At 65.7% G+C, this 26,991-nt stretch carries 25 protein-coding genes; 11 read left to right on the forward strand and 14 right to left on the reverse strand.

What is annotated here, in order from left to right:
- Positions 1-18 precede the first annotated feature (18 nt).
- The 8 genes from ACWV14_RS25405 to ACWV14_RS25440 all read right to left on the reverse strand — a co-directional run bounded on the left by ACWV14_RS25405 (position 19) and on the right by ACWV14_RS25440 (position 9,326).
- On the reverse strand, positions 19-783 hold the full coding sequence (locus ACWV14_RS25405; protein WP_454906065.1) for an ABC transporter ATP-binding protein: 765 nt from the start codon (positions 781-783) through the stop codon (positions 19-21).
- Positions 784-799: 16 nt separating this feature from the next.
- The gene (locus ACWV14_RS25410) at positions 800-1,579 is read right to left on the reverse strand and encodes an ABC transporter ATP-binding protein (RefSeq protein WP_422087933.1); all 780 of its coding nucleotides are present in this window, start codon (positions 1,577-1,579) and stop codon (positions 800-802) included.
- 20 nt (positions 1,580-1,599) lie between these two features.
- Positions 1,600-2,808 (reverse strand): branched-chain amino acid ABC transporter permease, encoded by a 1,209-nt coding sequence (locus ACWV14_RS25415; protein ID WP_422087934.1) that lies wholly within the window; start codon positions 2,806-2,808, stop codon positions 1,600-1,602.
- A 10-nt stretch (positions 2,809-2,818) separates the two neighbouring features.
- On the reverse strand, positions 2,819-3,748 hold the full coding sequence (locus ACWV14_RS25420; protein ID WP_081265749.1) for a branched-chain amino acid ABC transporter permease: 930 nt from the start codon (positions 3,746-3,748) through the stop codon (positions 2,819-2,821).
- A gap of 240 nt (positions 3,749-3,988) precedes the next feature.
- Positions 3,989-5,281: a replication-associated recombination protein A gene (locus tag ACWV14_RS25425; RefSeq protein WP_454904358.1), complete on the reverse strand. Its 1,293-nt coding sequence runs from the start codon at positions 5,279-5,281 to the stop codon at positions 3,989-3,991.
- A 19-nt stretch (positions 5,282-5,300) separates the two neighbouring features.
- Positions 5,301-5,933 carry an outer membrane lipoprotein chaperone LolA gene (gene lolA / locus ACWV14_RS25430; RefSeq protein ID WP_454904359.1) on the reverse strand — a complete coding sequence of 211 codons (633 nt, stop codon included), beginning with the start codon at positions 5,931-5,933 and terminating at the stop codon, positions 5,301-5,303.
- A gap of 176 nt (positions 5,934-6,109) precedes the next feature.
- The gene (locus ACWV14_RS25435) at positions 6,110-8,554 is read right to left on the reverse strand and encodes a DNA translocase FtsK (protein ID WP_454904360.1); all 2,445 of its coding nucleotides are present in this window, start codon (positions 8,552-8,554) and stop codon (positions 6,110-6,112) included.
- 97 nt (positions 8,555-8,651) lie between these two features.
- The gene (locus ACWV14_RS25440; protein WP_125947661.1) at positions 8,652-9,326 is read right to left on the reverse strand and encodes a Crp/Fnr family transcriptional regulator; all 675 of its coding nucleotides are present in this window, start codon (positions 9,324-9,326) and stop codon (positions 8,652-8,654) included.
- 180 nt (positions 9,327-9,506) lie between these two features.
- On the opposite strand from ACWV14_RS25440, the gene trxB reads away from it, so the two are divergent.
- The 3 genes from trxB (at position 9,507) to rpmG (ending at position 11,056) form a co-directional block, all read left to right on the forward strand.
- Complete coding sequence (trxB, locus tag ACWV14_RS25445; RefSeq protein ID WP_081265744.1) at positions 9,507-10,466, forward strand: thioredoxin-disulfide reductase; 960 nt, start codon at positions 9,507-9,509, stop codon at positions 10,464-10,466.
- A gap of 171 nt (positions 10,467-10,637) precedes the next feature.
- Complete coding sequence (gene rpmB / locus ACWV14_RS25450) at positions 10,638-10,871, forward strand: 50S ribosomal protein L28 (RefSeq protein WP_007830293.1); 234 nt, start codon at positions 10,638-10,640, stop codon at positions 10,869-10,871.
- Positions 10,872-10,882: 11 nt separating this feature from the next.
- A complete protein-coding gene (gene rpmG / locus ACWV14_RS25455; protein WP_007830291.1) occupies positions 10,883-11,056 on the forward strand; it encodes a 50S ribosomal protein L33 in 174 nt (57 codons plus the stop codon).
- 133 nt (positions 11,057-11,189) lie between these two features.
- On the opposite strand, the gene ACWV14_RS25460 is transcribed toward rpmG, so the two are convergent.
- The 3 genes from ACWV14_RS25460 to ACWV14_RS25470 form a co-directional block, all read right to left on the reverse strand.
- Positions 11,190-12,404 (reverse strand): DesA family fatty acid desaturase, encoded by a 1,215-nt coding sequence (locus ACWV14_RS25460; RefSeq protein ID WP_422087937.1) that lies wholly within the window; start codon positions 12,402-12,404, stop codon positions 11,190-11,192.
- Between the two features lie 132 nt (positions 12,405-12,536).
- A complete protein-coding gene (locus ACWV14_RS25465) occupies positions 12,537-13,808 on the reverse strand; it encodes an RsmB/NOP family class I SAM-dependent RNA methyltransferase (protein ID WP_454904361.1) in 1,272 nt (423 codons plus the stop codon).
- Between the two features lie 41 nt (positions 13,809-13,849).
- Positions 13,850-15,703 carry a M48 family metalloprotease gene (locus tag ACWV14_RS25470; RefSeq protein ID WP_454904362.1) on the reverse strand — a complete coding sequence of 618 codons (1,854 nt, stop codon included), beginning with the start codon at positions 15,701-15,703 and terminating at the stop codon, positions 13,850-13,852.
- Between the two features lie 50 nt (positions 15,704-15,753).
- Between ACWV14_RS25470 and ACWV14_RS25475 the strand changes: the two genes are divergently transcribed.
- Positions 15,754-15,990: a DUF1653 domain-containing protein gene (locus tag ACWV14_RS25475; RefSeq protein WP_454904363.1), complete on the forward strand. Its 237-nt coding sequence runs from the start codon at positions 15,754-15,756 to the stop codon at positions 15,988-15,990.
- A gap of 39 nt (positions 15,991-16,029) precedes the next feature.
- Here ACWV14_RS25475 and ACWV14_RS25480 read toward each other — a convergent pair whose 3' ends face one another.
- Together ACWV14_RS25480 and purN are read right to left on the reverse strand one after the other, a co-directional pair.
- Positions 16,030-16,356: an I78 family peptidase inhibitor gene (locus ACWV14_RS25480; protein WP_454904364.1), complete on the reverse strand. Its 327-nt coding sequence runs from the start codon at positions 16,354-16,356 to the stop codon at positions 16,030-16,032.
- A gap of 36 nt (positions 16,357-16,392) precedes the next feature.
- The gene (purN, locus tag ACWV14_RS25485) at positions 16,393-16,989 is read right to left on the reverse strand and encodes a phosphoribosylglycinamide formyltransferase (RefSeq protein WP_454904365.1); all 597 of its coding nucleotides are present in this window, start codon (positions 16,987-16,989) and stop codon (positions 16,393-16,395) included.
- A 129-nt stretch (positions 16,990-17,118) separates the two neighbouring features.
- Here purN and ACWV14_RS25490 point away from each other — a divergent pair, with 129 nt between their 5' ends.
- From ACWV14_RS25490 to ACWV14_RS25505, 4 genes are all read left to right on the forward strand, one after another.
- Positions 17,119-18,300 carry an acyl-CoA dehydrogenase family protein gene (locus tag ACWV14_RS25490; protein ID WP_422087943.1) on the forward strand — a complete coding sequence of 394 codons (1,182 nt, stop codon included), beginning with the start codon at positions 17,119-17,121 and terminating at the stop codon, positions 18,298-18,300.
- Between the two features lie 12 nt (positions 18,301-18,312).
- Positions 18,313-19,428: an acyl-CoA dehydrogenase family protein gene (locus ACWV14_RS25495; protein WP_454904366.1), complete on the forward strand. Its 1,116-nt coding sequence runs from the start codon at positions 18,313-18,315 to the stop codon at positions 19,426-19,428.
- A gap of 121 nt (positions 19,429-19,549) precedes the next feature.
- Positions 19,550-20,917 (forward strand): alpha/beta fold hydrolase, encoded by a 1,368-nt coding sequence (locus ACWV14_RS25500; protein ID WP_454904367.1) that lies wholly within the window; start codon positions 19,550-19,552, stop codon positions 20,915-20,917.
- 13 nt (positions 20,918-20,930) lie between these two features.
- Complete coding sequence (locus tag ACWV14_RS25505; RefSeq protein ID WP_454904368.1) at positions 20,931-21,719, forward strand: enoyl-CoA hydratase; 789 nt, start codon at positions 20,931-20,933, stop codon at positions 21,717-21,719.
- 2 nt (positions 21,720-21,721) lie between these two features.
- Here ACWV14_RS25505 and ACWV14_RS25510 read toward each other — a convergent pair whose 3' ends face one another.
- Positions 21,722-22,282, reverse strand: a complete 561-nt coding sequence (locus ACWV14_RS25510; protein ID WP_454904369.1) for an HNH endonuclease — start codon at positions 22,280-22,282, stop codon at positions 21,722-21,724.
- Between the two features lie 166 nt (positions 22,283-22,448).
- Between ACWV14_RS25510 and ACWV14_RS25515 the strand changes: the two genes are divergently transcribed.
- The 3 genes from ACWV14_RS25515 (at position 22,449) to lspA (ending at position 26,981) form a co-directional block, all read left to right on the forward strand.
- On the forward strand, positions 22,449-23,486 hold the full coding sequence (locus ACWV14_RS25515; protein WP_454904370.1) for a bifunctional riboflavin kinase/FAD synthetase: 1,038 nt from the start codon (positions 22,449-22,451) through the stop codon (positions 23,484-23,486).
- Positions 23,487-23,619: 133 nt separating this feature from the next.
- Positions 23,620-26,469, forward strand: a complete 2,850-nt coding sequence (gene ileS / locus ACWV14_RS25520; RefSeq protein ID WP_454904371.1) for an isoleucine--tRNA ligase — start codon at positions 23,620-23,622, stop codon at positions 26,467-26,469.
- Positions 26,469-26,981 carry a signal peptidase II gene (gene lspA, locus ACWV14_RS25525; protein WP_422087950.1) on the forward strand — a complete coding sequence of 171 codons (513 nt, stop codon included), beginning with the start codon at positions 26,469-26,471 and terminating at the stop codon, positions 26,979-26,981. Before ileS ends, lspA begins: the two co-directional genes overlap by 1 nt.
- Positions 26,982-26,991 lie beyond the last annotated feature (10 nt).

The following is a 26,991-nucleotide window of genomic DNA, read 5'->3' on the forward strand; positions in this document are numbered from 1 at the left end:
CCTCTCGGGGGCCTTTGTCTATTCGCCCAGGTACGCGGCCCGCACGCGCGGGTCGCTCAGCAGGGCCTTGGCTTCACCGCTCATGGTGATCAGGCCCGACTCCATCACGTAGCCGCGGTCGGCCAGCTGCAGCGCGCGGTTGGCGTTCTGCTCCACCAGCAGGATGGTCACGCCCTGCGAGGCCACGGTCTGCACCACCTCGAAGATCTTGTCGCACATGATCGGCGACAGGCCCATGGTGGGTTCGTCCAGCAGCAGCACCTTGGGGCGCGCCATCAGCGCGCGGCCCATGGCCAGCATCTGCTGCTCGCCGCCCGACATGGTGCCGGCCAGCTGGTCCTTGCGCTCCCGCAGGCGCGGGAAGGTGACGAAAACGCGCTCCATGTCGCTCGCGATCTCGGCCTTGTCCTTGCGGATGTAGGCGCCGATCTGCAGGTTCTCGGTGATGGTCATGCGCGTGAACACGCCACGGCCTTCCGGCACCATCACCAGGCCCTCGGACACCAGGTCCCAGGCGCCGCGGCCCTTGATGCTGCGGCCCAGGAACTCGATGTTGCCGGCTCCGGCCGGCAGCGTGCCGGTGATCGCCTTCATGGTGGTGGTCTTGCCGGCGCCGTTGGAGCCGATCAGCGAGACCAGCTCGCCCTCGCGCACCTCGAAGTCCACGCCCTTGACGGCCTGGATGCCGCCGTAGCCCACCTTCAGGCCGCTGACCTTCAGCAGCGTCCTGCCGGCCGCCTTGGCCTGCGCGGCGCTGGCCATGGTGTCTTGTTCGCTCGTCATCGTTGCTGTCGTCATTTCAGTGGCCTCCGGTGCCGAGGTAGGCCTCGATCACCTTCTCGTTCTTCTGCACGTCCATCGGCGTTCCCTCGGCAATCTGCTTGCCGTAGTCCAGCACGGTGACGCGGTCGCACAGGCCCATGATGAGCTTGACGTCGTGTTCGATGATCAGGATGGTGCGGTTGTCGCGGCGGATGCGGTCGATCAGCTCGCGCAATGCCACCTTCTCGGTGGAGTTCATGCCCGCGGCAGGCTCGTCCAGCGCGATGAGCTGCGGATCGGTGGCCAGGGCGCGCGCGATTTCCAGGCGGCGCTGGTCGCCGTAGCTCAGCGTGCGCGCCTTGTAGTCGGCGAACTTGCCGATGCCAACGTAGTCGAGCAGCTCGTGCGCGCGCTTGGCGATGGCGGCTTCCTCGGCCTTGAAGCTGCCGGTGCGCAGCATGGCGCCGAACACGCCGGAGTTGGTGCGGATGTGGCGCCCGACCATCACGTTCTCCAGCGCCGTCATTTCGGCGAAGAGGCGGATGTTCTGGAAGGTGCGCGCAATGCCGGCCTTGGCCACTTCATGCACGGCCGTCGGCTGGTAGGGCTTGCCGGCCAGCTCGAAGGTGCCGCTGTCGGGCGTGTACAGGCCGGTGATCACGTTGAAGAACGTGGTCTTGCCCGCGCCGTTGGGGCCGATCAGTCCGTAGACCTGGCCGCGCTTGATGGTGATGCCCACGTCCGAGAGCGCCTGCAAGCCGCCGAAGCGCTTGGAGATGCCGCGCACGTCGAGGATGGTGTCCGTTGTCGTCGTCATGTTGATTTCTCCTTCGGCGTTCACGGATTGATCGACATGGGACGCGAGGCCGCACCCGGCAGCTCGTCGGCGGGCGTATCGATGCCCGGTGCATGGGTCTGCAGCGAGCCCGGGGCCACCGCAGCATGGGTCGGGTCGACGGGCACGCCGCCCTTCTTCGTCAGGGACTTGCCATGCTCCGGTGACGGCCACAGGCCGCGCGGGCGCACCAGCATGATGATGATCATGGCCAGCGCGATGAACAGCTGGCGCAGGATGGACGCATCGAGGCGCCCGTCGGTGGCAGCCTGCAGCGGACCGGCCACGTAGCGCAGCACCTCGGGCAACGCTGCCAGCAGCACGGCGCCCAGGATCACGCCGGGCAGGTGCCCGATGCCGCCGAGCACCACCATGGCCACGATCATCACCGACTCCATCAGGCTGAAGGACTCGGGCGACACGAAGCCCTGGAAGGCCGCGAACATCGCGCCCGACACGCCACCGAAGCTCGCGCCCATGCCGAAGGCCAGCAGCTTCATGTTGCGGGTGTTGATGCCCATGGCCTTGGCGGCGATCTCGTCTTCGCGGATGGCCATCCAGGCGCGGCCGATGCGCGAGGTCTGCAGGCGGTGCGAGATGATCACGGTCGCGACCACGAGCGCCAGGAACAGGTAATAGTACAGCGACACCGAGGAGATCGTGAAGCCGTCGAACTTCCATGCCTTGCCGAGGTCGAGGCCCCAGAACTTGATGGAGTCGATGGCCGTGATGCCCTTGGGCCCGTTGGTGATGTTGACGGGCTGGTCCAGGTTGTTCAGGAACACGCGGATGATTTCGCCGAAGCCCAGCGTGACGATGGCGAGGTAGTCGCCGCGCAGCTTGAGCGTAGGCGCACCCAGCAGCACGCCCAGACAGCCCGCCACCACCAGCGCCAGCGGTATCACGATCAGCAGCGAGGTGTGCATGCCGTTCGGGAACATCTGCGCGAACCACGGGAAGGTCTCGGTCAGGTGCGACGAGCCCATGAGCGCGAAGAGATAGGCACCCACCGCGAAGAAGGCCACGTAGCCCAGGTCGAGCAGGCCGGCATAGCCGACCACGATGTTCAGGCCCAGTGCCAGCAGCACGTAGAGCAGAGCGATGTCGGCGATGCGCACCCATGCGTTGCCCTGCATCTGCAGCAGCAGCGGCAGGGCGAGCACGGCGATGGCGCCGATGATGTAGAGCGCGAGGTTCTTGCTGTTCTTCATGTCTCGCTCCTTACGCACGGTCCGCCACGCGTTCGCCGAGCAGGCCGGACGGACGCAGGGTGAGCATGACGATCAGCACGATGAACGCGAAGATGTCGCTGTAGTTGCTGCCCAGCACGCCACCGGTGATGGTGCCGATGTAGCCCGAGCCGATCGCCTCGATGAGCCCCAGCAGGATGCCCCCGACCACCGCGCCCGCGAGGTTGCCGATGCCGCCGAACACCGCGGCGGTGAAGGCCTTCAGGCCGGGCAGGAAGCCCATCGCGTGCTGCGCGATGCCGTAGTTCGACGCGTACATCACGCCGGCGATGGCCGCAAGCACGGCACCGATGATGAAGGTGGCCGAGATGACCATGTCGGGGCGGATGCCCATGAGGGCCGCCACCCGCGGGTTCTCCGCGGTGGCGCGCATCGCGCGGCCGAGCTTGGTGTAGTTGACCAGCCACATGAGCACCACGAGCGAGAACGCCGTGACGCTGAGGATCATCACCTGCGTGGGCGAGATCACCGCGCCGCCCACGTGGATGGGGTCGGTCGGCAGCAGGTTGGGATAGGCCTTGTTGGTCGGCTTCCAGATGATCATCGCCAGCGTCTGCAGCAGGATCGACATGCCGATGGCGGTGATCAGCGGCGCGAGCTTGGGGCTGTTGCGCAGGGGCCGGTAGGCCACTTTCTCGATCACGAAATTGAGGGTTGCCGCGACGATGCAGGCAATGATCAGGGCAATGAGCAGAACCAGCCAGCCCGGTGTGTTGGGCATGCCGTCCTTCATGAGGCCGATGATGGTCCAGCTCGTCAGAGCCCCCACCATTAATACTTCTCCGTGCGCAAAGTTGATCAGATTGATGATGCCGTACACCATGGTGTAGCCCAAGGCTATCAAGGCATACATGCTGCCGAGAACCAGACCGTTGATGATCTGCTGCAGCAAAATGTCCATATCTCGTTCCCTATGTGTTGCACCGTTGCGGGGTGCCATTCACCCACCGGGGCACCGGTTTGGCGCCCCCAGCTTGATAAGCAAAAAACCAGCCAACATGTGTCGCCGGCGGATTTGTGGGCGGGATTGTAGTCACGCGCCAGCGCTGATTTGGTGCGTGTTGACCGGGGTTTACCCGCTCACCTCATGCTGTATGTGCGTGAGTTCATGCACGGCTTGCGCGCATGTTGCAAGACCGTATCAGTCGTTGCCTTCAGCGTTCAGGCGACGCAGTTCCCGGAGCTTTTCGCCGATGCGGATCTCGAGTCCGCGATCGACCGGCTCGTAGAAAACCTGGCCTTCCAGGCCGTCGGGAAGGTAGCGCTCGCCGGCGGCGAAACCGCCCTCCTCGTCGTGCGCATAGCGGTAACCCTTGCCGTAGTCGAGCTCTTTCATGAGCTTGGTGGGTGCATTTCGCAGGTGCATGGGCACCGGGCGCGTGCTGTCCTTCTTCACGAGGGCGCGCACTGCGTTGTAGGCCTTGTAGACCGCGTTCGACTTGGGCGCGATCGCGAGGTAGACCACGCACTCGGCAAGCGCCAGTTCGCCTTCGGGGGTACCCAGTCGTTCGTAGACCTCGGCTGCGTCGAGCGCGAGGCGCAGCGCGCGCGGGTCGGCCAGGCCGATGTCTTCGCTCGCCATGCGCACCAGCCGGCGAGCCATGTAGCGCGGGTCGGCGCCGCCGTCCAGCATGCGCACGAACCAATAGAGCGCAGCGTCGGGGTCGCTGCCGCGCACCGATTTGTGCAGCGCGCTGATGGTGTCGTAGAACTGCTCGCCGCCCTTGTCGTAGCGCCGCATGCGCTCGCCCAGCACACGCAGCAGCCATTCGTCGGAGATGTTCGAGAGCTTCTCGGCGCGCGCCGCGACAGCCAGTGTTTCGAGCGTGTTGAGCAGCCGGCGTGCATCGCCGTCGGCATAGGCCACGAGGCGGTCGACTGCCGTGGCATCGATGGCGGGCACGGCCTGGATGCCCTGCGCGCGCGTCACGATCTGCTTGAGGTCGCCTTCGTTGAGCGACTGCAGCACGTACACGGCGGCACGCGAGAGCAGAGCGGAGTTGACCTCGAACGACGGGTTCTCGGTGGTCGCGCCAATGAAAGTGAAAAGGCCCGACTCCACATGCGGCAGAAACGCGTCCTGCTGGCTCTTGTTGAAGCGGTGCACTTCGTCAACGAAGACGATGGTGCGTTGCTGCGTGAGCCCGTCGCGGGCTGCGGTGGCGAGGTCCACGGCTTCGCGGATGTCCTTCACGCCGCCGAGCACCGCGCTGATGCTGAGGAACTGCGCGTCGAAGGCATCGGCCATGAGCCGCGCGATGGTGGTCTTGCCAGTGCCGGGCGGCCCCCAGAGGATGCACGAATGCGGCTGGCCCGACTCGAACGCGATACGCAGCGACATGCCCGGCCCCAGCAGATGCTGCTGGCCGATCACTTCGCCAAGCGTGCGCGGACGCAGGCGCTCGGCGAGGGGTTGATGCGCGCTCGTGGCCAAACCTGTGGTGCGTCCCGGCTTACTGCTTGACGACGTCGGCGCCAGCAGGAGCCTTGAAATCGAACACGCCGGCCGGCAACGACGGATTCACTTCGACCTTGCTGAACTTGAGCACCGAACGCTGGCCGAAGCTGTCGAGAATCTCGAGCGCCGCGAGCGCGTCGCCCTGGAAGCCCACCTGCACACTCTGCAACTGGCCGTCCTTGTTCTTCGGCGTGGCCTTGACCCATTGCAGGCCGTCACGGTCGGGCGTGGCCTCGAGCGCGAAATCGGCCTGCAGCGCCTTCAGGTCGGGCGCGGCGGCAATCAGCGCAGCGGGCGTGGAGCCCAATGCCTGAGCCTGTGCGCGCTGCGTGACCTGGTTCAGGTCGGCGTCGTAGAGCCACAGCGTCTTGCCGTCGGCCACGATGCTCTGCGCAAAGGGCTTCTGGTAGTCGAACTTGAATTTGCCAGGACGCTGGAATTCGAAGGTACCGGTCGATGTCTTTGTGCGGCCCGGCTGGCCTTCACGCGACGGCGCGGTCACGGTCTGGGTGAAATCGGCACGGCCGGACTTGACCGTCTTCACGAAGGTTTCGAGGCTTTCGAGCCCGCCCGCCCACGCGTTGGCGGAACACACGAGGCCGATCAATAGCCAATGACGCAATTTCAATTTGAATTCCTCGCAATAGCTTTTTGGGCTGTGGCACGGGACGTGGCACTGAACTTCGACCCTACCCGCCACGAATTGCGGCAGGTGTAGGTCTTGATGAAGATTTGCAATGCCGGATGGCTTTTTGCAAATTTCCTTTCAGCCCGTAACCTGAAATACCGGTTCGTCCCTGCGAATTATTCCGCCGCGCGCGCCGGCACCAGGATTTCGCGCTGCCCGCTGCCGCTCATGGCGCTGACGAGTCCGGCCTTTTCCATGTCCTCGACCAGGCGGGCGGCACGGTTGTAGCCGATCTTCAGGTGGCGCTGCACCAGCGAAATGCTGGCCTTGCGGTTCTTGAGCACGACCTCGACCGCCTGGTCGTACATCGGGTCTTTCTCGGCATCGCCGCCGCCGAGCATGTCGCCGTCACCGTCGCCATCGACCGTGCCGCCTTCGAGCACGCCCTCGATGTAGTCGGGCTCGCCCTGGCTCTTGAGGTAAGCCACCACGCGGTGCACTTCCTCATCGCTCACGAAGGCGCCGTGAACGCGGATCGGCAGGCCGGTGCCGCTGGGCATGTAGAGCATGTCGCCCATGCCGAGCAGTGCTTCGGCGCCCATCTGGTCGAGGATGGTGCGGCTGTCGATCTTGCTCGACACCTGGAACGCGATGCGGGTCGGGATGTTGGCCTTGATCAGGCCGGTGATCACGTCGACGCTGGGGCGCTGCGTGGCAAGAATCAGGTGGATGCCGGCGGCGCGCGCCTTCTGCGCGAGACGGGCGATCAGCTCTTCGATCTTCTTGCCGACCACCATCATCAGGTCGGCCAGCTCGTCGATCACCACGACGATGTGCGGTTCGCGCTTGAGCGGTTCCGGATCGTCGGGCGTCAGGCTGAAGGGGTTGTAGATGAACTCCTCGCGCGCCTTGGCTTCGTCGATCTTGGTGTTGTAGCCCGCCAGGTTGCGCACGCCGAGCTTGCTCATGAGCTTGTAGCGGCGCTCCATCTCGGCCACGCACCAGTTCAGGCCGTGGGCCGCCTGGCGCATGTCGGTGACCACGGGCGCCAGCAGGTGCGGGATGCCTTCGTAGACCGACATTTCGAGCATCTTCGGGTCGATCATCAGCAGGCGGACGTCGCGTGCCTCGGCCTTGTAGAGCAGCGAAAGAATCATCGCGTTGATACCCACCGACTTGCCCGAGCCGGTGGTACCGGCCACCAGCACGTGCGGCATCTTCGCGAGGTCGGCCACCACGGGGTTGCCGATGATGTCCTTGCCGAGGCCCATGGTGAGCATCGACTTGCCTTCGTTGTAGATCTGCGAGCCCAGGATTTCACTGAGCTTGATCGACTGCCGCTTGGCGTTCGGCAGTTCGAGCGCCATGTAGTTCTTGCCAGGGATGGTCTCGACCACGCGGATCGACACCAGCGAGAGCGAACGCGCGAGGTCCTTCGCGAGGTTGACGATCTGCGAGCCCTTGACGCCGGTGGCAGGCTCGATTTCATAGCGCGTGATGACGGGGCCCGGCGAAGCGAGCACCACGCGCACCTCGACGCCGAAGTCCTTGAGCTTCTTCTCGATCATGCGCGAGGTCATCTCGAGCGTGTCGGAAGAGACGGTTTCCTGGCGCGCCTGCGCGGCGTCGAGCAGGTCGACCTGCGGCAGCTTGCTGTCGGGCAGTTCCTTGAAGAGCGGCTTCTGGCGCTCCTTGACGACGCGATCGCTCCTGGGCACCTCGGTCATCGCGGGCTCGATCTGCACGGGCGGCGACGGAACGCGGCGCTTGGGTCGCGGCTCGATGCGGATTTCGTCCTCGTCGTCGGCGAAGGCGGCCGACGCGGAGGACATGGACGGCTCGCCGCCCCTGTCCGCCGTGTCGCCGCCGCGCGTGAACGCGGGCTCGTCGGCCTCTGCGCGCTCGCGAGCGGCCTGCTTGCCCATGGCAATGTCGGCGGCCATTTCGCGCTTCTCGCGGCGCGACTCGAAGAGCGAGTAGGCACGTGCACCGATGCGCTCGGCGATCAGGCTCCACGAGAAGCGGAACACCAGCGCCGAACCGATCACGCCGCCGGCAATGGCCACCAGCGCCGAGCCGGTGAAGCCAAGCCAGCGCACGCTGGCCGGGCCCACCAGGGCACCGATCGCGCCGCCGCCGGCACCGCCCGGCAGGTGGCCTTCGAGACGGTACAAGCGCGACCATTCGAGCATCGCACTCGCGCACAGCAGCAGCGCGAGACCGAACCAGAAGGCAAGGCGGCTGCGGTTGAAGCGGCCGCGCGGAGCCTGCTCGGCCGCCGAGGTCGGTTCGCCGCCGCGCAGCCAGCTGGCCAGCGACGACAGCCAGGCGCGCAGCCCGGCTGCAAGGCACCACCACACGGAATAGCCCGCGGCAAAGTAGCTGCCATCGGCCAGCCAGGCGCCGAAACGGCCGCCCCAGTTCTTGATTTCGCCCCCAGTGCCCGATGTCGACCAGGCGGCATCGGAAAGCGTGAAGCTCAGCATTGAAAGCAGCCAGAACAACAGCGCTGCGAATCCTGCAATCAGCGTGATTTCGTGGGCGAAGCGCATGGCGCGCGTGCGCACGGGTTGCCCATCGGCGGCAGAGGAAGATTGAAGCGTATTGAGCGAATAGGTCATGAAAAACACGGCACCCGGTCCAGAAAATCGGGGGCCGGACACACGAACACTACAACAAAAGGCCGGAGCCGCCCGCAGCGGACCCGGCCCCGGAAGCTCAAGCCAGGGACAGGAGCCGTTCCTTGACGATCATCGACCCGTCGTCCAGGGTCTGCACGAAGCCGCGCTCTTCGAGGTCCTTCATGACGCGGCTCACCATTTCGCGCGAGGCGCCGACCATCTTCGCCAGGTCCTGGCGGGAGATCTTGTCGCGCACCTTGAGGTTGCCCGCGCCGTCTTCGATGGCGAACTCGAGCAGGGAGCGGGCCACGCGGCCGTATACGTCCATCAAAGCCAGCGATTCGATCTTGCGGTCGGCGTGGCGCAGGCGCTGCACCAGGCCGCGCATGATGTTGTAGGCCATCGAGGAGTTCTCGGGCAGGCAGCGCGCGAAGGCGTCGCGGCCCAGCATGAGCACGTCGCACTGGATCTCGGTGCGCACGGTGGCCGAGTGCGGCTCGTCGTCGATCAGGCTCATCTCGCCGAGGTAGTCGCCGGGATGCAGCGTGGCCAGGATGACCTCGCGGCCGCGGCTATCGGCGCTGGTGACGCGGGCACGCCCGGTCAGGATGATGTAGAGCGCATCGGACTTCTTGCCCTGCTCCACGACGACTTCGGCGCGCTTGAAGCGCTTCTTGATGATCGCGTCCGCGATGCTGGCGGACTGCGTGGCCGTCAGCGACGCGAACAATGGAACGCGCCGAAGCAATTCGAGGTTGGACAGCATCGACATTTATCAATCCCTGCTACAGCACGCGGAGCGGTCCAAAAGGCAAGCCAATGGATTACTACAATCGCGCGCATTGAAAACACCGTTCACCCGGTGTTGAACCGGGCGGTGATACTCCATATATATCGCTACCACCCTGAAAATGTACACGCTGAATCAGCGTATATCCTAGGTTTTCTACTCATGTCCGCTCCTCAACACGCCAAGGTTTTGATTCTCGGCTCCGGCCCCGCCGGCTACACCGCCGCCGTCTACGCAGCCCGCGCAAACCTGCAGCCGCTGCTCATCACGGGCATCGCCCAGGGCGGCCAACTGATGACCACCACCGAGGTCGACAACTGGCCGGCCGACGTTCATGGCGTGCAGGGACCGGAGCTGATGCAGCGCTTTCTGGAGCATGCAGAGCGCTTCAAGACGCAGATCGTGTTCGACCACATCAACAAGGTCGACCTGAGCAAGCGCCCGTTCACGCTGACCGGCGACAGCGGCACCTACACCTGTGACTCGCTGATCATCGCCACGGGTGCTTCGGCGAAGTACCTGGGCCTCGATTCGGAACAGAAGTTCATGGGCCGTGGCGTCTCCGCTTGCGCAACCTGCGACGGTTTCTTCTACCGCGAGCAGGAGGTCTGCGTGATCGGCGGCGGCAATACCGCCGTCGAGGAAGCGCTCTACCTCGCCAACATCGCCAACAAGGTGACGCTGGTGCATCGCCGCGACAAGTTCCGCGCAGAGCCCATCCTGATCGACAAGGTCAAGGAAAAGGTCGCCGAAGGCAAGATCGTGCTGAAGCTGCACAGCGAACTCGACCAGGTGCTGGGCGACGACACCGGCGTGACGGGCATCCGCATCAAGAATACGCAGACCGGCGCCACCGAGCAGATCGACCTGAAGGGCTGCTTCATCGCCATCGGGCACCATCCCAACACCGACATCTTCCAGGGTCAGCTGGAAATGAAGGACAACTACATCCTGACCCGCTCCGGCCTGCAGGGCTTCGCCACGATGACCAGCATTCCGGGCGTCTTCGCCGCTGGCGACGTGCAGGACAACGTGTACCGCCAGGCCATCACGAGCGCGGGCACCGGCTGCATGGCGGCACTCGACGCACAGCGCTTCCTGGAGCAGGACGGCACGCTCTGAGCGGCTGGTTGCCCAAAAGGGCTATAATCCAAGGCTTTGCCGAAACAGGGCTCTCTCACGAGTCGCGGCAAAGTCGGGGTACCGCCACCCGTTTCTGGCGAGGTCAAGCTGCAAAACACCTGCAATCGCCACGATTGCGCCGGTGCCAGCTGTTCAAGAAAGAGTGTCCACATGGCACGCGTATGCGACGTAACGGGCAAAGGCCCGATGGTCGGAAACAACGTTTCCCACGCCAACAACAAAACCAAGCGCCGGTTCCTGCCGAACCTGCAATATCGCCGTTTCTGGGTCGAGACTGAAAACCGCTGGGTTCGCCTGCGCGTTTCGAGCGCTGCACTGCGCCTGATCGACAAGAACGGTATCGACGCCGTGCTCGCAGACCTGCGCGCACGCGGCCAAGCTTAAGGAGCTGAATCATGGCAACGAGCAAAGGCGGACGCGAAAAGATCAAGCTGGAATCCACCGCGGGTACCGGCCACTTCTACACGACCAGCAAGAACAAGAAGACGATGCCTGAAAAGATGTCGATCATGAAGTTCGACCCCAAGGCGCGCAAGCACGTCGAATACAAGGAAATCAAGCTGAAGTAATTCAGCCCTGGTTTTCCAAGACAAGAACCCGCTGCTTACCCAGCGGGTTTTTTGTTGCCCGCCGATTCGCAATTTACGGACACAAAAAAGCCGACCCGGAGGTCGGCTTTTTGATTTGAGCAGGGAGCTTCTATTAAGCGCGCGCTGCGCGCAGGCGCGTCGAGAAGTCACGCAGGCCGGCAATGCCGCTGGCTTCCGCACGGTGGCACCAGGCCGCCAGATCGGCTGCCAGTTGCTCGCGCGACTGCGAGGTGTTCAGCCAGAGCTGACGCAGCTCTTCGCGCATGGTGACCATCTTGTCCAGCACTGGGTGCGCAGCACGGGCTTGGGAGACGTGCGTGCGGGCCGAAGCTGGCACCTTGTCGTCGTCCCGGTGCAGCCAGCGCTTGGCGGCCTTGAGCACCGACAGGTCGGCACCCTTGGTCTTCAGCGCTTCCAGTTCCTGGCTGGTAGCGCGGCGCATTTCGCGCGCATAGCCGGCCATGACTTCGTATCGGTTGGCGATGACGGCTTCGAGCGTCTTCTCATTGGCCACGGGCTGGATGTCGCCCATCAGCATCTTCGGCGGCACCTTCTTGACCTTCGCCCAGCCCAGCTTCTGCAGCGCCTGGATGTAGATCCAGCCGATGTCGAACTCGTACTTCTTGACCGAGAACTTGGCCGAGGTCGGGTAGGTGTGGTGATTGTTGTGCAGCTCTTCGCCGCCGATGATCAGGCCCCAGGGCATGATGTTGCGGCTGGCGTCGGGCGCCTCGAAGTTGCGATAGCCCCAGTAGTGGCCGATACCGTTGATGATGCCGGCGGCGGTGATGGGAATCCACAGCATCTGGACAGCCCACACGGCCATGCCGAGCGTGCCGAACAGCGCCAGGTTCAGGATCAGCATGAGGCCCACGCCTTGCCAGCTGTAACGCGAATACAGGTTGCGCTCGATCCAGTCATCGGGCGTGCCGTGACCGTAGCGCTCCATCGTTTCCTTGTTCTTGGATTCGGCGCGATAGAGTTCGGCGCCGCGCCAGAGCACTTCGTCGATGCCCTTGACCTGCGGGCTGTGCGGGTCGTCCTGGGTTTCGCACTTGGCGTGGTGCTTGCGGTGAATGGCAACCCATTCCTTCGTCACCATGCCGGTGCCGATCCAGAGCCAGAAACGGAAGAAATGCGAGGGAACAGGGCCCAGATCCATGGCCCGGTGCGTCTGCGTCCGGTGCAGGAAGATGGTGACCGCGGCAATCGTGATGTGCGTGGTGACGAGCGTGTACAGCACGACTTGCCACCATGCGATGTCCCACAGGCCGTGTCCGAGCCATTCGATGGCCGCGTTCAAAACGGCGGAGTCAGGAAGCAACATTGAGTCAGGTACTCCATGGCCACACGAAGGTGCAGCCTTCAGATAACAGGCGATTTTAAAGGCGAGGGCCTAGAACAAGCCCTTTAAACCTTCAAGAAATACGCAGATTAACCCTAGTTTGGAGTGCAATCCCTATTTACGGTTCCATACGGCGGCGAAGAAACCGTCGGTTGCATGGCGATGCGGCCACAGCCGCAGGTAGCGCCGGCCGCCCTCCCCGCCTGCACACAGGGCCTCGAAACCCTCGACCTTGAGCCCTTGGAGCAGTTCGGCGGCGTCCACAGGCACGAAATCCGGGTTCGCGGCGCCAAAAGCCTCGGCAATGGCCTCGTTTTCCTCCGGCAACACGCTGCATGTGGCGTAAACCAGACGCCCACCCGTTTTCACCAGCCGCGCCGCGCTCTGCAGGATGGCGGTCTGCTTGACCGTCAATTCCTCTACCGCCTTGGCCGACTGACGCCATTTCAGGTCCGGATTGCGCCGCAGCGTGCCCAGCCCCGAGCAAGGCGCATCGACCAGAACGCGGTCGATCTTGCCCGCCAGGCGCTTGATGCGGTCGTCGCGCTCGTGGGCAATGGCGGCCGGGTGCACGTTCGACAGCTTGCTGCGCGCCAGCCGCGGCTTGAGCGCGTCGAGCCGGTGCGCCGACGTATCGAAGGCGTAGAGCCGGCCGGTGTTGCGCATCGTCGCGCCGATGGCCAGCGTCTTGCCGCCGGCGCCGGCACAGAAATCGACCACCATTTCGCCGCGCTTGGCGTCCAGCAGCAGCGCCAGCAGTTGCGAGCCTTCGTCCTGCACCTCGATGGCGCCGCGGGCAAAGGCGTCCAGCTTGGTCAGCGCCGGCTTGCCCTCGATGCGCAAGCCCCAGGGCGAGAACGGCGTTGCTTCCGATTTGATAGCAGCCTTCCCAAGCTCAGCCTTCACGTCCGCGCGTTTGTCGGTCAGCGCATTGACGCGCAGGTCGAGCGGCGCCGGTTGCTGCAGGCTCTCGACCAGCGGCCAGAAGCCGTCGCCAAGTTGCGCCTTGAGCGGCGCGACCAGCCATTCCGGCAGGTTGTGGCGATGGCGCTCGAGCAGGTCGTCGGGCTTCACTGCGTCGCAGTTGTCGAGCCAGCGCTTCTCGGTGTCGTTGAGCGCGCTTTTCAGGAAATCGCGCGGGCCGTAGAAGCCGAGGATCGCCATGCGGCGCTCCTTGGAGCCGGTGCCCGAGGGCGAAAGATGGTCGAACAGCAGCTTCTTGCGAAGCACGGTGTAGACGGTTTCGGCGAGCGTCGCGCGCTCGCGCGGGCCGAACTCACGGTGGTCGCGGAAAAACCGCGAAACGACCTGATCGGCCGGGTGATCGAATTTCAGGACAAGGCCGACCAGATCGGCGGTGGCCTCCAACAGGGCTTTGGGGTGCATACCCCGATTGTCTCAGCCAGCCGGACCCTCGGACCGAAGGGCTATGCGCTGCGCGCCCAGACGACACCGAAAGCCTCGCGCTCGATGTCTTCCAACGTGGGCGAATGGCCCGCCCACAGCACCAGCGTGGCGCCGGGCAAAGTGAGCGTCTGCTCCAGCTGGCGGCACATGTGCCAGCGGTCTTCGTCGTCCAGCCCGGGTAGTTCGACGAACACGACATACGCACGGCGCCACGGAAATTCCCGAAGGTTCTTGCGCACCAGCCATGCCCGCGACGCGGGCAGGCAGCGCACGAGGTCGGCGCGCAGTTCGCCCAGTTCGTAGTCGTTCAGGTCATGCCGCGATATCTGGCTGAAAAACGGCGTACCCGTGATTTCTTCCCAGGCACGCGCCTCGGCTTCCTCCGCGTCCTTGAGCCGGCCGCGCCACAGCTTGAGCGCCGTCTCGTCGTGCGGCCCGGCGTCCGGGTCTTCGAGCGAGGCCACGGCGCTCTTGGCGGCCCACCAGCGGCTGGCCGCGCCGGAACCGTGCAGCCGCTCGAGCACCACCAGCCGGGCTGCGCGGTCGCTCGCGGGCAGCATCTGGACCAACCCGCGCAGCGCGCCGGGATGCTCGGGCGCGATCAGCAAGGCGTTCTCATAGCGGATTCGCACCGGCGCCAAGGGGTTGAGCCGGCGCTCGGAATCGGCCCATTCGACCATTTCGTCCGGCGTGTTGCGCTCACCGCGCGCAGCCAGCACGTCGATGCGTTCGCGGATGCGCGCACGGTGGGCGTGATGCTGCTTCCAGTCGGCTGCGTGGGCCCGGCACCAGCGGTTGTCGAAGTATTCGATCCACTTCTTCCGGTCCGCCAGCAGTTCCAGCGCCGGGCGCGTCGACCACTCGGGCAAGGCCGCCTTCTGTTCGAGGGCCTCCAGCCGGTCTCGCAGGACCGGGTGGGTATCCTCCAGGTCGCTCACGCGGCGCATCGCCTCGCGCAGCGCCTGGCGCGCGAAGTCGTCGGCCGGCGGCGTGCGCACCCGCTTGCGCAGGGCGGCGAACGGCCCCGGCGGCAGCGGCTCGCGCTCGGCGCGCGCCCAATGCCAGGGCCAGAACTCGTTGGCGTACCAGTTGCCCTTGATCGCGATCTCGGTCAGCGCCGCGGCGGCCACCGAGGTACCCAGCAGCCGGCCGGAAATGCGGTCGGCCTCGTACTCGTCCTGGCGGGCCAGCGCGAAGGTCTTGGCCGCGAAGCGTGGAAAGTACCAGCGGAAGAAGGCTTGCGAGACCAGCGCCATCACGCCCTCGTCGCGCTGCAGGCTGGCATCGAGCTTGAGCCACGACAGCCGCGTACGGTAGATCCAGGCGCTCAGCTTGCCGTGATTGCCGCGCAGGTGGCCGTATTCGTGCGCCAGCACCGACAGCAGCCGCCGGCGGTCGAGCATCATCAAGAGCGGCAGGCCGACGTTCAGCGAGTTGACGGCGCCGCCGAACAGCCCGAAACGGGGCACCTGGCGGATGCTGGCGTTGAATTCGTCGTCCAGGTAGACGTGGTGGACCGGCGGCCCCTTGATCCTGGCCCGGATGCGGTCGAGCGCCTCGAAGAGCGCGGGCGCGTCGTCGCGCTGCAGTTCCACGCCCTCGGGTTCGTCGAAGCGCACCCACAGCGCGCGCAGCGTGGCCCAGAGCAGGCCGCCTGCGAACAGCAGCAGCCAGCCGCGGGTGAAGGTGAAGCGTTCTTCGCGGACCGGCAACAGCACCCAGGCGATGAGGCCTACCGCGAGCCCCAGGCAGCCGAGCACCCACAGGTAGCCGAGCGCGGCGAAGGCCGCCACGCTGCGCCGATAGCGCGCACTGTCGTCCGCGCTGGCATGCTCGCTCAGTCGAACCAGGTGAACAAAATCAGCGCGATCCATCCGACTCCCGTCAAATCAAGCCACGACAGTTTTTAAAGAAAGAAGCCCCGTTGAACAACGACGACGACCTCCCTCCCCTGATCGAAACACCTCCCGGGCGCTACCGCCACTACAAGGGCGGCGAATACGAGGTGCTCGGCACCGTCCGCCACAGCGAGACCCTGGAGCCGATGACGCTGTACCGCGCCTTGTATGGAGCCCACGGACTCTGGGTCCGCCCTGCCGCCATGTTCGGCGAGACCGTCGAGATCGACGGCGTGCCGCAGCGGAGATTCACACCGATCTAGCCAGTACGGCCCGGCCCGGGCCGTCTCTGGATGAGCGCGTCAGCCGCAGCGGACCTCGGTCACACGGTTGCGCGCGTCGACGTCCAGGTTCAGGCGTCCGCCGTTGAGTTCAGTCGTCGCTGCCTCGCCGGGCTTCAGCACCCGCACCACGCCGGCTCCGGCGCGCACGCGGGCTGCGGCTTCCAGCTGCGGCGTCAGCGGCTGGCCGACCGCGAAGCGGGCACCATCGGCGTTGCACTGATAGACCGGTGCCGGGGGTGGCACGGGCGCGGCGGGTGCCGGCGCGGGTGCGGGGGCCGGGGCGGCGCAGCCCGCGAGCAGGGCGACGGCGCCGGCAACGGTCAGCAGCAGCGATTTTGTTTTCACTTCGAACTCCCCAAAACCCGCGAATATAAAACAACTTCAAGGGTTGTGACTCGATGTATCAGCCAGCCATCCTGCGATCGCTCGTGGATACAACAGGTGCTCCTGCGCCAGCACCCGGCCAGCCAGGGTGGCGGCCGTGTCGTCGGGCAGCACCGGCACCACGGCCTGCGCCAGGATCGGGCCGTGGTCGAGTTCGGTCGTCACCTGGTGGACGGTCACGCCGGCCACCTTGCAGCCCGCCTCGATGGCGCGCTGATGGGTGTGGAGCCCCGGGAACGCGGGCAGCAGCGAGGGATGGATATTAATCAGCCGCCCCGCATAGCGCCCGACGAAGCCGGGCGTCAGGATGCGCATGAACCCGGCCAGCACCACCAGCGCGGGCGAATGAGCGTCCACCGCTGTCGCCAGGGCCTCGTCGAAAGCCTCGCGGGTCGCAAACTCCTTGTGCGGCACCACGGCGGTGTCGATGCCGTGCGAACGGGCAATGGCCAGCCCGCCGGCCTCGGCCTTGTTGCTGATGACCGCGGCAATGCGGGCGCCGAAGCGCTCGGCCCAGCGGTCGCGCTCGGCGGTGTGCACGATGGCCGCCATGTTGGAGCCGCCGCCGGAGATCAGGATCACGATGTTCTTCATGGGAGGCGGGATTATCCGCGCCGTGCTTGTCGCGACGCGGACACCGTTTCACAGCACGACCGTGCTAAAACTCACGACTCCGGAGACACACCGCGTCTGCGGTGAACCGATCAACACAGCGAGGCACGCATGGATTTGAGCTTCACACCCGAAGAACAGAAGTTCCGCGAAGAGGTTCGCGCCTGGGTCAAAGAAAACCTTCCCCAAGAGATTTCGCACAAGGTGCACAACGCGCTGGAGCTCACGCGCGACGATTTGCAAGGCTGGGCCAAGATCCTCGGCAAGAAGGGCTGGCTGGGCTACGGCTGGCCGAAGGAATTCGGCGGCCCGGGCTGGACTGCCGTGCAGCGCCACCTGTTCGAGGAAGAAACCGCCCTCGCCGGCGCGCCGCGCATCATTCCGTTCGGCCCAGTCATGGTGGCACCGGTGATCATGGCCTTCGGCAATGCCGAACAGCAGAAACGCTTTCTTCCCGGCATCGCCAGCGGTGAAGTCTGGTGGAGCCAGGGCTACAGCGAGCCCGGTTCGGGTTCCGACCTCGCCTCGGTCAAGACCAAGGCAGAGCGCAAAGGCGACAAGTACATCGTCAACGGCCAGAAGACCTGGACCACGCTCGGCCAGTACGGCGACTGGATGTTCAACCTCGTGCGCACCAGCAACGAGGGCAAGCCCCAGACCGGCATCAGCTTCCTGCTGCTCGACATGAAGTCGCCCGGCGTCACCGTGCGCCCGATCAAGCTGCTCGACGGCGGCCATGAAGTGAACGAGGTGTTCTTCGACAACGTCGAAGTGCCCGCCGAGAATCTGATCGGCGAAGAGAACAAGGGCTGGACCTACGCCAAGCACCTGCTCTCGCACGAGCGCACCAACATCGCCGACGTGAACCGCGCCAAGCGCGAACTCGAGCGCCTGAAGCGCATCGCCAAGAGCGAAGGCGTGTATGAAGACCAGCGCTTCCGCGACGAGATTGCAAAGCTCGAGGTCGACATCGTCGCCCTCGAGATGATGGTGCTGCGCGTGCTCTCCGCTGCGACCTCCGGCAAGAACTCGCTCGACGTGGCCGGCCTGCTCAAGATCCGCGGCAGCGAGATCCAGCAGCGCTACAGCGAACTGATGATGCTGGCCGGCGGACCCTATTCCCTGCCGCTGATCCGCGAAGCGATGGAAGCCGGCTGGCAAGGCAACTTCCCGGGCGGCAACCCGGCGCTCGCGCCGCTGACGTCGACCTTCTTCAACATGCGCAAGACCACCATCTACGGCGGTTCGAACGAAGTGCAACGCAACATCGTCGCGCAGACGGTTCTGGGCTGAGGAGACACGAACATGGATTTCAATTTTTCCGACGACCAGGAACAACTGCGCGACGCCGTTCGCAAGTGGGTCGACAAGGGCTATGACTTCGAGCGCCGCCGCGGCATCGGGGCCAAGGGCGGCTTCTCGCGCGAAGCCTGGGACGAGCTGGCCGAACTCGGCCTGGGCGGCCTGTACATCAGCGAGGACGACGGTGGCCTGGGCATGGGCCCGGTGGCCGGCATGGTCGTCATGGAAGAACTCGGCCGCGGCATCGTGCTGGAGCCCTTCGCGCAGACGCTGATCGCCGGCGCGGTACTCGGCGGCTATGCCGACGCGGGCACCAAGGAAGGCTGGCTGCCGCGCATCGCCGGCGGCCAGGCCATCGTGGTGCTGGCCTACCAGGAGCGCAAGGCGCGCTACCGCCTGGACGTGTGCGACGCCCACGCCGCCAGGAGCGGCAACGGCTGGTCGTTGAACGGCGCCAAGAGCGTGGTGCCGGTCGGTGACGAAGCCGACGCCTACCTCGTGCCCGCCAAGGTCGACGGCAAGATCGCCCTCTTCCTGGTCGAGCGCAGCGCCAGCGGCGTCGAAGCCCGCGGCTACGGCACGCAGGACGGCGGCCGCGCGGCCGAAGTGGTGTTCGACAAGGCCGATGCCACGCTGGTCACGCTCGACGGCCTGGCAGCGCTCGAATACGCGGTGGACGTCGGCATTGCCGCCACCTGCGCCGAAGCGGTGGGGGTGATGGACAAGACCGTGGCTCTCACCGTCGACTACATGAACCAGCGCAAGCAGTTCGGCGTGACCATCTCGACCTTCCAGGCGCTGCGCCATCGTGTCGCCGACATGAAGATGCAGCTCGAACTCGCGCGATCGATGAGCTACTACGCGACGCTCAAGCTCAACGCCCCGGCCGACGAACGCCGCCAGGCGCTGGCGCGCGCCAAGTACCAGCTCGGCGTGTCGATGCGCTACGTGGCGGCGAATTCGGTGCAGCTGCACGGCGGCATCGGGGTGACCGACGAGTACATCGGCAGCCACTACTTCCGCAAGCTCACGCAGCTCGAGCTGACTTTCGGCGACACGCTGCATCACCTGGGTGAAGTGTCGGCCCGCATGCAGGACACCGCCGGCGTCTTCGCCTGACAACGACGGCGACACCTGCGACCCGGCAACGCCGGTTTCACGGTGTTCCGATAGCATCCAACGCCCGCCTGCCTCGCGCCGTCGGGCGTTTTCACGTGGACTCCAGCCCCAGGAACGAAACATGCACTCCCGCCGCACCCTCCTAGCCATGGCCGTCATCGGGGCCGCCGCCACCGCCGTGCTGACCGCCTGCGCCACCTCTTCGTCGCCCTCGCCGTCGTATGCCGAGCGACCGCCCATCGTGTTCGTTCACGGCAACGGCGATTCGGCGGCGCTCTGGCAGACGACGATCTGGCGCTTCGAGTCCAACGGCTGGCCGGCCGACCGGCTGTTTGCCTTCGACCAGCCGAACCCCCTCGCGCGCGACGACGATGCCGTGGCCCAGCCCGGACGCAGCTCCACGGCCGAATCGGCGGTGTTCCTCAAGGCGCAGGTCGACAAGGTGCTGAAGGCCACGGGCGCTTCCAAGGTGGTGCTGATCGGCAATTCGCGCGGCGGCAACACCATCCGCAACTACGTGCAGAACGGTGGTGGCGCGGCCGTGGTGAGCCACGTCGTGCTGGGCGGCAACCCCGCGCACGGCATCTGGGCGGTGAAGGGTTTCCGCGAGAACAACGAGTTCTCGGGGCTGTCGGGTTTCATGCAGCAGCTCAATGCGCCCAAAGGCCCGGACGGCCAGGAAGTCACGCCGGGCGTGAAGTGGATGACCCTGCGCTCCGACAACAACGACAAATACGCGCAGCCCGACGGCGTGTGGATCGGCGCCCCCGGCAAGCCGACCAACATCGGCTTCGACGGCCCTGCGCTCAAAGGCGCGAACAACGTCGTGCTGCCGCGCGTGGACCACCGCGAGACTTCGTTCTCGCCCGCGGCATTCGCGGCCACATGGCAATTCCTGAGCGGAGAAGCACCGCGCACCACCGCCGTGGTGCCTGACACGAAGGTCGTGCTCGACGGCCGGGCGATCGGCGCCGAAAACCTCGCGCTCAATGGCGCGCAGGTAACGATTTATGCGGTGGACCCGGCAACCGGCGCGCGGCGCGGCGAGGCCGTGCACACCAAGTCGGTCGGCGCCGATGGCCGCTGGGGCCCGTTCAACGCACGCGGCGACACCTCCTATGAATTCGTCCTGAGCGCACCGGGCTACGGCACCACGCACATCTACCGCAGCTCCTTTCCGCGCAGCGGCAGCTTCGTGCACCTGCGGCCGGAACGCGTCACGCCGGCCGACAACGGCGCGAGCTCGGTCGTCGTCTTCACGCGTCCGCGCGGGTATTTCGATGCCCAGCGCGACACCATGCGCTTCGACGGCAAGAGCCCGCCACCCGGCGTGCCACCCAAGGGCGCGGGCGTGGCCACCTCCAGGCTGCGCCTGGAAGGCGGCGGCGCGCCACGCGCTGTGACCGGCGAATTCAACGGCGAGCGCATCACCGGCCTGACGTGGCCGGCAGCCCAGGAACACGTGACGGTGCTCGAGCTGACCTACTGAAAAGGCACCCGCCATGACCGACCCCGCCGCCCCCTTCGTGCTGCAGTCGCGCGACGCGCGCGGCGTGGTCACGTTGACGCTGAACCGCCCGGCCTCTTTCAACGCCCTGTCGGAAGGCATGCTGGGCGCGCTGGAAGAGGCGCTGGGCGACATCGCGGGCGACGAGGGCGTGCGCGCCGTCGTCATCGCGGCGGCCGGCAAGGCCTTCTGCGCCGGGCATGACCTGAAAGAAATGCGCGCGGAGCCCTCCCTTGGGTACTACCAGCAGCTGTTCGAACGCTGCGGGGCGATGATGCTGTCGATCCAGAAGCTCGATGTGCCGGTGATCGCGCGCGTGCACGGCGTCGCGACCGCGGCGGGCTGCCAACTGGTCGCCGTGTGCGACCTGGCGGTGGCGTCGAGCGAAGCCCGTTTCGCGGTCAGCGGCGTGAACGTGGGGCTGTTCTGCGCCACGCCGAGCGTGACGCTGTCGCGCAACCTCGGGCGCAAGGAAGCATTCGAGATGCTCGTGACTGGCGAATTCATTGGCGCGGAAGAGGCGCGCGAGAAGGGGCTGGTCAACCAGGTGGCGGCGCCCGCGGAACTCGACGCCGCCGTCGAAGCGCTGGTGGCCAGCATCGTCGCCAAGCCCCGCAAGGCGCTGGCGCTGGGCAAGGCCCTGTTCTACCGCCAGCTCGAAACCGGCATCGAGGCCGCCCTGGCCGACGCCAGCCAGACCATGGCCTGCAACATGATGGACGAAGGCGCGCTCGAAGGCGTTCAGGCCTTCATCGAGAAGCGCCCGCCTTCCTGGAAACGCTGAAGCTAGGTGTCGTGCAGCCGCGAGCTTTGCGGCAGGTGCGCCATCAGGAACTCCATCTGGTCGGCCAGGATGCGCCTGTTGCACAGGATGAAGTCTTCCCAGAGGCTGGGCACGTACGGCGCGTAAAGCAGCGGCATGCCGGCCTGCTCGGGCGTGCGGCTGCTCTTGCGGTGGTTGCACGGCTTGCAGGCCGTGACCACGTTCATCCAGGTGTCGATGCCCTTCTGGGCAAAGGGAATGATGTGCTCGCGGGTGAGCTCGTCTTCATGGAAGTGCCCGCCGCAGTAGGCGCAGACGTTGCGGTCGCGCGAGAACAGCTTGCTGTTGGTCAGCCCCGGCCGCTGAGTGAAGGGATTGATGCGCGGCACGCCCTTGGTGCCGATGATGCTGTTGATCGCGATCTGCGATTGCTCGCCCGTGATGGCGTTGTGGCCGCCACGGAACACAGCCACCTGCGCGCCCACCTCCCAGCGAACTTCGTCCGCCGCATAGTGGATCACCGCCTGTTCCAGCGAAATCCATGACTGGGGCAGCCCTTGGGCCGACAGCTTCAAGACCTTCACACACGCCTCCTCGAAAAGGGAGAGAACACGGAAAGACCAGGGACACGGAGCGCGTTGGAGACCCACGCCAATCAACGCACTGCGTCACAATATACCGGCTTTGTGACAAATCGGCCTGATTCGCCCAATTGACGGGCGAAAGGCGCTATCAAAAAGATACTCACCGATGCAGGTTTTTCGCGGCTTCCGGCACCCGGGCGTAGCCCCCGCCTGCGCCCTCACCATTGGCAATTTCGACGGCGTGCACCGTGGCCACCAGGCCATGCTCGCGCTTTTGCAGACCGAGGCCCGCCAGCGCGGGCTGCCGAGCTGCGTGCTCACCTTCGAGCCCCACCCGCGCGATTATTTCGCCGCGCTCACCAGGAAACCTGACCTGGCGCCGGCGCGCATCGGCACGCTGCGCGACAAGCTCAGCGAGCTGGCCGCCTGCGGCGTGGCGCAGACCATCGTGCTGCCCTTCGACAGCCGGCTGGCATCCCAGACGCCGGAAGAATTCATCCAGAACGTGCTGGTCGACGGACTGGGCGCGCGCTACGTACTAGTGGGCGACGACTTCCGCTTCGGCGCCAAGCGGGCCGGCGACTACGCCATGCTCGACGCGGCAGGCGACGCCCGCGGCTTCGACGTGGCGCGCATGAACAGCTATGAAGTACACGGCCTGCGGGTTTCCAGCTCCGCCGTGCGCGAAGCACTGGCCGAAGGCCGCATGGCCGACGCCCAGACGCTGCTCGGGCGGCCCTACACGATTTCGGGCCACGTGGTCCATGGCCGCAAGCTCGGCCGCGCGCTGGGGGCCTCGGCACCAGGCCTGGACGACGGCTTTCGCACCCTCAACCTGCGCTTCAAGCACTGGAAACCGGCCGCCAGCGGCATCTTCGCGGTGCTGGTCCACGGCCTGGCCGACCAGCCCCTGCCAGGCGTGGCGAACCTGGGCGTGCGCCCCTCGCTGGACGCCAACGACGTCAACGGCGGGCGGGTTCTGCTGGAAACCCATTGCCTGGAGTGGCCCTCGCATCTGGGTACCGAAGGGGCCTACGGTAAAATCGTCCGCGTGGAACTCCTGCACAAACTGCACGACGAATTGCGCTACACCAGCCTCGAGGCCCTCACTGCGGGCATCGCGAAGGATGGGCGCGACGCACGCGCGTTCTTTGCCTCCACCCACGCCGAAACCCACCGCCAGACCACGCGCGACCGAATTTAGCCCTGCACGCCCCGTGCTGCCGCCCTTCGACAAGCTCAGGGCGAACGGCTATACCTTCCGCACCGACACGCTTCATGCAGTTCGGGCTGAGCCTGTCGAAGCCCCCTAGAAGCCTTCTGCTTCGCACCCCAACATGTCTGACGCTGCTTCCCCCAAAGATTACCGTTCCACGCTGAACCTGCCCGACACCCCCTTCCCGATGCGCGGCGACCTGCCCAAGCGCGAACCGGGCTGGGTGAAGGAATGGAACGACGAAGGCCGCTACCACCGCCTGCGCGACGCCCGCCACGGCGCGCCCAAGTTCATCCTGCACGACGGTCCCCCGTACGCCAACGGCCAGATCCACATGGGCCATGCGGTGAACAAGATCCTCAAGGACATGATCACCAAGGCGCGCCAGCTCGAAGGCTACGACGCGCTCTACGTGCCCGGCTGGGACTGCCACGGCCTGCCGATCGAGAACGCCATCGAAAAGCAGTACGGCCGCAACCTGAGCCGCGACGAGATGCAGGCCAAGAGCCGCGCCTTCGCCACCGGGCAGATCGCCCAGCAGATGGCCGACTTCCAGCGCCTGGGCGTGCTGGGCGAATGGGACCATCCCTACAAGACCATGGACTTCGCCAACGAGGCCGGCGAACTGCGCGCGTTCAAGCGCGTCATAGAGCGCGGCTTCGTCTACCGCGGCCTGAAGCCGGTGTACTGGTGCTTCGACTGCGGCTCCTCGCTGGCCGAATTCGAGATCGAATACGCCGACAAGAAGAGCCAGACCATCGACGTCGCTTTCAAGGCGCACGAGCGCGAGAAGGTGCTCAAGGCCTTCGGCACCGACCACACGATCCTCGGCGACATCTTCGCCGTGATCTGGACCACCACCGCGTGGACCATCCCGGCCAACCAGGCGATCAACCTCAACCCCGAGCTCGAGTACTCGCTGGTCGACACCGAGCGCGGCCTGCTCATCCTTGCCAACTCGCTGGTCGAGATGTGCATGACGCGCTATGCGCTCGACGGCAAGGTGCTGGCCACGGTCAAGGGCGAGAAGCTGGGCGGCCTCGAATTCGAGCATCCGCTGTATGACGTGGACGCCGGCTACAGGCGCCTGTCGCCCGTGTACCTGGCCGACTACGCCACCGCCACCGACGGTACGGGCCTGGTGCACTCCTCGCCCGCCTACGGCGTGGACGACTTCAACTCCTGCATCGCCCACGGCGTGGCGTACGACGACATCCTGAACCCGGTGCAGGGCAACGGCAGCTACGCGCCCGACTTCCCGCTGTTCGGCGGCCAGAACATCTGGAAGGCCGTGCCGGTCATCATCGCCGCGCTGCGCGATGCCAACCGCCTGCTGACCACCGAGACCATCACCCACAGCTATCCGCACTGCTGGCGCCACAAGACGCCGGTGATCTACCGCGCCGCGGCGCAGTGGTTCGTGCGCATGGACGAGGGCGAAGGCGTGTTCACCAAGGACAAGGCGCCCAAGACGCTGCGCCAGACCGCGCTCGACGCCATCGAGCAGACCAGCTTCTACCCCGAGAACGGCCGCGCGCGCCTGCACGACATGATCGCCGGCCGGCCCGACTGGTGCATCAGCCGCCAGCGCAGCTGGGGCGTGCCGATCCCGTTCTTCCTGCACAAGGATTCGGGCGAGCTGCATCCGCGCACCATGGAAATCCTCGACCAGGCCGCCGACATCGTCGAGAAGGGCGGCATCGAGGCCTGGAGCCGCGTCACGGTCGAGGAAATCCTCGGCGCCGAAGATGCGCCGCACTACACCAAGAGCACCGACATCCTCGAGGTGTGGTTCGACTCGGGCTCGACCTTCTCCCACGTGCTGCGCGGCACGCACCCCACGGTGCACCACGACACGGGGCCGGAAGCCGACCTGTACCTCGAAGGCCACGACCAGCATCGCGGCTGGTTCCACTCGTCGCTGCTGATCGCCTGCGCGCTGGAAGACCGCGCGCCGTACCGCGGCCTGCTGACGCACGGCTTCACGGTCGATGCCAAGGGCATCAAGATGAGCAAGTCGCTCAAGAACGGCATCGACCCGCAGGAAATCAGCAACAAGCTGGGCTCGGAAATCATCCGCCTGTGGGTGGCCGCGAGCGACTACTCGGGCGACATCGCCGGCGACGACAAGATCCTTGCGCGCGTGGTCGATGCCTACCGCCGCATCCGCAACACGCTGCGCTTCCTGCTTGCGAACACCAGCGACTTCGACGCCACCAAGGATGCGCTGCCGCTCGACCAGCTGTTCGAGATCGACCGCTACGCGCTGTCGCGCGCGGCGCAGTTCCAGGCCGAGATCCTCGCGCACTACAAGGTGTACGAGTTCCATCCGGTGGTGGCCAAGCTGCAGATCTACTGCTCGGAAGACCTGGGCGGCTTCTACCTCGACATCCTGAAGGACCGCCTCTACACGACGGCCCCGGGCTCGCTGGCACGTCGCAGCGCGCAGACGGCGCTGTGGCACATCTCGCAAGCCATGCTGCGCTGGATGGCGCCGTTCCTGAGCTTCACGGCCGAAGAGGCATGGAAGTTCGTGGGCACCGGCAAGCCGGGCGAATCGATCTTCACGCAGACCTACAGCAAGTTCGACGCGCCCGACGAGGCCCTGCTCGCCAAGTGGAACCGCATCCGCGAGATCCGCGACGTGGTGAACAAGGACATCGAGACGGTTCGCGGCGAAGGCAAGGTCGGCTCGTCGCTGCAGGCCAACCTGCAACTGACGGCACCGGCCGACGACTTCGCGCTGCTGAATACGCTGGGCGATGACCTGAAGTTCGTCTTCATCACCTCGGCCATCGCGCTGGCGGCCGGCGAGACGCTGTCGACGGTGGTGACGCCGAGCGCCGCGCAGAAGTGCGAACGCTGCTGGCACTACCGCGACGACGTGGGCCACGATGCGGCGCATCCGACGATCTGCGGGCGTTGCACCAGCAACCTGTTCGGCGCCGGCGAATCGCGGAGCTTTGCCTGATGGCCGCCGCCCGCTCCATGTCGGCCTCGCGTTCGCGCGGCGGCAGCATCTGGCCCTGGCTGGGGCTGGCGGTGATCATCGTGATCATCGACCAGTTCACCAAGACGCTGATCCTGGGCTACTACAAGCTCGGTGACGCGACCTACGTGACGAGCTTCTTCAACGTCGTGCGTGCGCACAACACGGGGGCCGCGTTCTCTTTCCTCGCGGATCATTCGGGCTGGCAGCGCTGGCTGTTCACGGCGATCGGCGTGGCGGCGGCGGTGTTCATCGTGTGGATGCTGAAGTCGCACGCGGGGCAGAAGCTGTTTTCGTTCTCCATGGCCTGCATCCTGGGCGGCGCCATCGGCAACGTGGTCGACCGGATGATGCACGGCTACGTGGTCGACTTCCTGAGCTTCCATGCGGGGAACTGGTACTTCCCGGCATTCAATGCCGCGGACAGTGCGATCACCCTCGGGGCTATCTGCCTGATCCTGGACGAGATCCGGCGGGTTCGCCGGGGCAAGTAAGTTTTCTCAG

It is taken from the genome of Variovorax durovernensis, assembly GCF_977011995.1.

Excerpts from the sequence above, each read along its gene's own strand:
- ACWV14_RS25405 (WP_454906065.1), bottom strand. The coding sequence starts at position 783 with ATGACGAGCGAACAAGACACCATGGCCAGCGCCGCGCAGGCCAAGGCG.
- ACWV14_RS25410 (WP_422087933.1), bottom strand. The coding sequence starts at position 1,579 with ATGACGACGACAACGGACACCATCCTCGACGTGCGCGGCATCTCCAAG.
- ACWV14_RS25415 (WP_422087934.1), bottom strand. The coding sequence starts at position 2,808 with ATGAAGAACAGCAAGAACCTCGCGCTCTACATCATCGGCGCCATCGCC.
- ACWV14_RS25420 (WP_081265749.1), bottom strand. The coding sequence starts at position 3,748 with ATGGACATTTTGCTGCAGCAGATCATCAACGGTCTGGTTCTCGGCAGC.
- ACWV14_RS25435 (WP_454904360.1), bottom strand. The coding sequence starts at position 8,554 with ATGACCTATTCGCTCAATACGCTTCAATCTTCCTCTGCCGCCGATGGG.
- ACWV14_RS25440 (WP_125947661.1), bottom strand. The coding sequence starts at position 9,326 with ATGTCGATGCTGTCCAACCTCGAATTGCTTCGGCGCGTTCCATTGTTC.
- trxB (WP_081265744.1), top strand. The coding sequence starts at position 9,507 with ATGTCCGCTCCTCAACACGCCAAGGTTTTGATTCTCGGCTCCGGCCCC.
- rpmB (WP_007830293.1), top strand. The coding sequence starts at position 10,638 with ATGGCACGCGTATGCGACGTAACGGGCAAAGGCCCGATGGTCGGAAAC.
- rpmG (WP_007830291.1), top strand. The coding sequence starts at position 10,883 with ATGGCAACGAGCAAAGGCGGACGCGAAAAGATCAAGCTGGAATCCACC.
- ACWV14_RS25460 (WP_422087937.1), bottom strand. The coding sequence starts at position 12,404 with ATGTTGCTTCCTGACTCCGCCGTTTTGAACGCGGCCATCGAATGGCTC.
- ACWV14_RS25465 (WP_454904361.1), bottom strand. The coding sequence starts at position 13,808 with ATGCACCCCAAAGCCCTGTTGGAGGCCACCGCCGATCTGGTCGGCCTT.
- ACWV14_RS25470 (WP_454904362.1), bottom strand. The coding sequence starts at position 15,703 with ATGGATCGCGCTGATTTTGTTCACCTGGTTCGACTGAGCGAGCATGCC.
- purN (WP_454904365.1), bottom strand. The coding sequence starts at position 16,989 with ATGAAGAACATCGTGATCCTGATCTCCGGCGGCGGCTCCAACATGGCG.
- ACWV14_RS25490 (WP_422087943.1), top strand. The coding sequence starts at position 17,119 with ATGGATTTGAGCTTCACACCCGAAGAACAGAAGTTCCGCGAAGAGGTT.
- ACWV14_RS25495 (WP_454904366.1), top strand. The coding sequence starts at position 18,313 with ATGGATTTCAATTTTTCCGACGACCAGGAACAACTGCGCGACGCCGTT.
- ACWV14_RS25500 (WP_454904367.1), top strand. The coding sequence starts at position 19,550 with ATGCACTCCCGCCGCACCCTCCTAGCCATGGCCGTCATCGGGGCCGCC.
- ACWV14_RS25505 (WP_454904368.1), top strand. The coding sequence starts at position 20,931 with ATGACCGACCCCGCCGCCCCCTTCGTGCTGCAGTCGCGCGACGCGCGC.
- ACWV14_RS25515 (WP_454904370.1), top strand. The coding sequence starts at position 22,449 with ATGCAGGTTTTTCGCGGCTTCCGGCACCCGGGCGTAGCCCCCGCCTGC.
- ileS (WP_454904371.1), top strand. The coding sequence starts at position 23,620 with ATGTCTGACGCTGCTTCCCCCAAAGATTACCGTTCCACGCTGAACCTG.
- lspA (WP_422087950.1), top strand. The coding sequence starts at position 26,469 with ATGGCCGCCGCCCGCTCCATGTCGGCCTCGCGTTCGCGCGGCGGCAGC.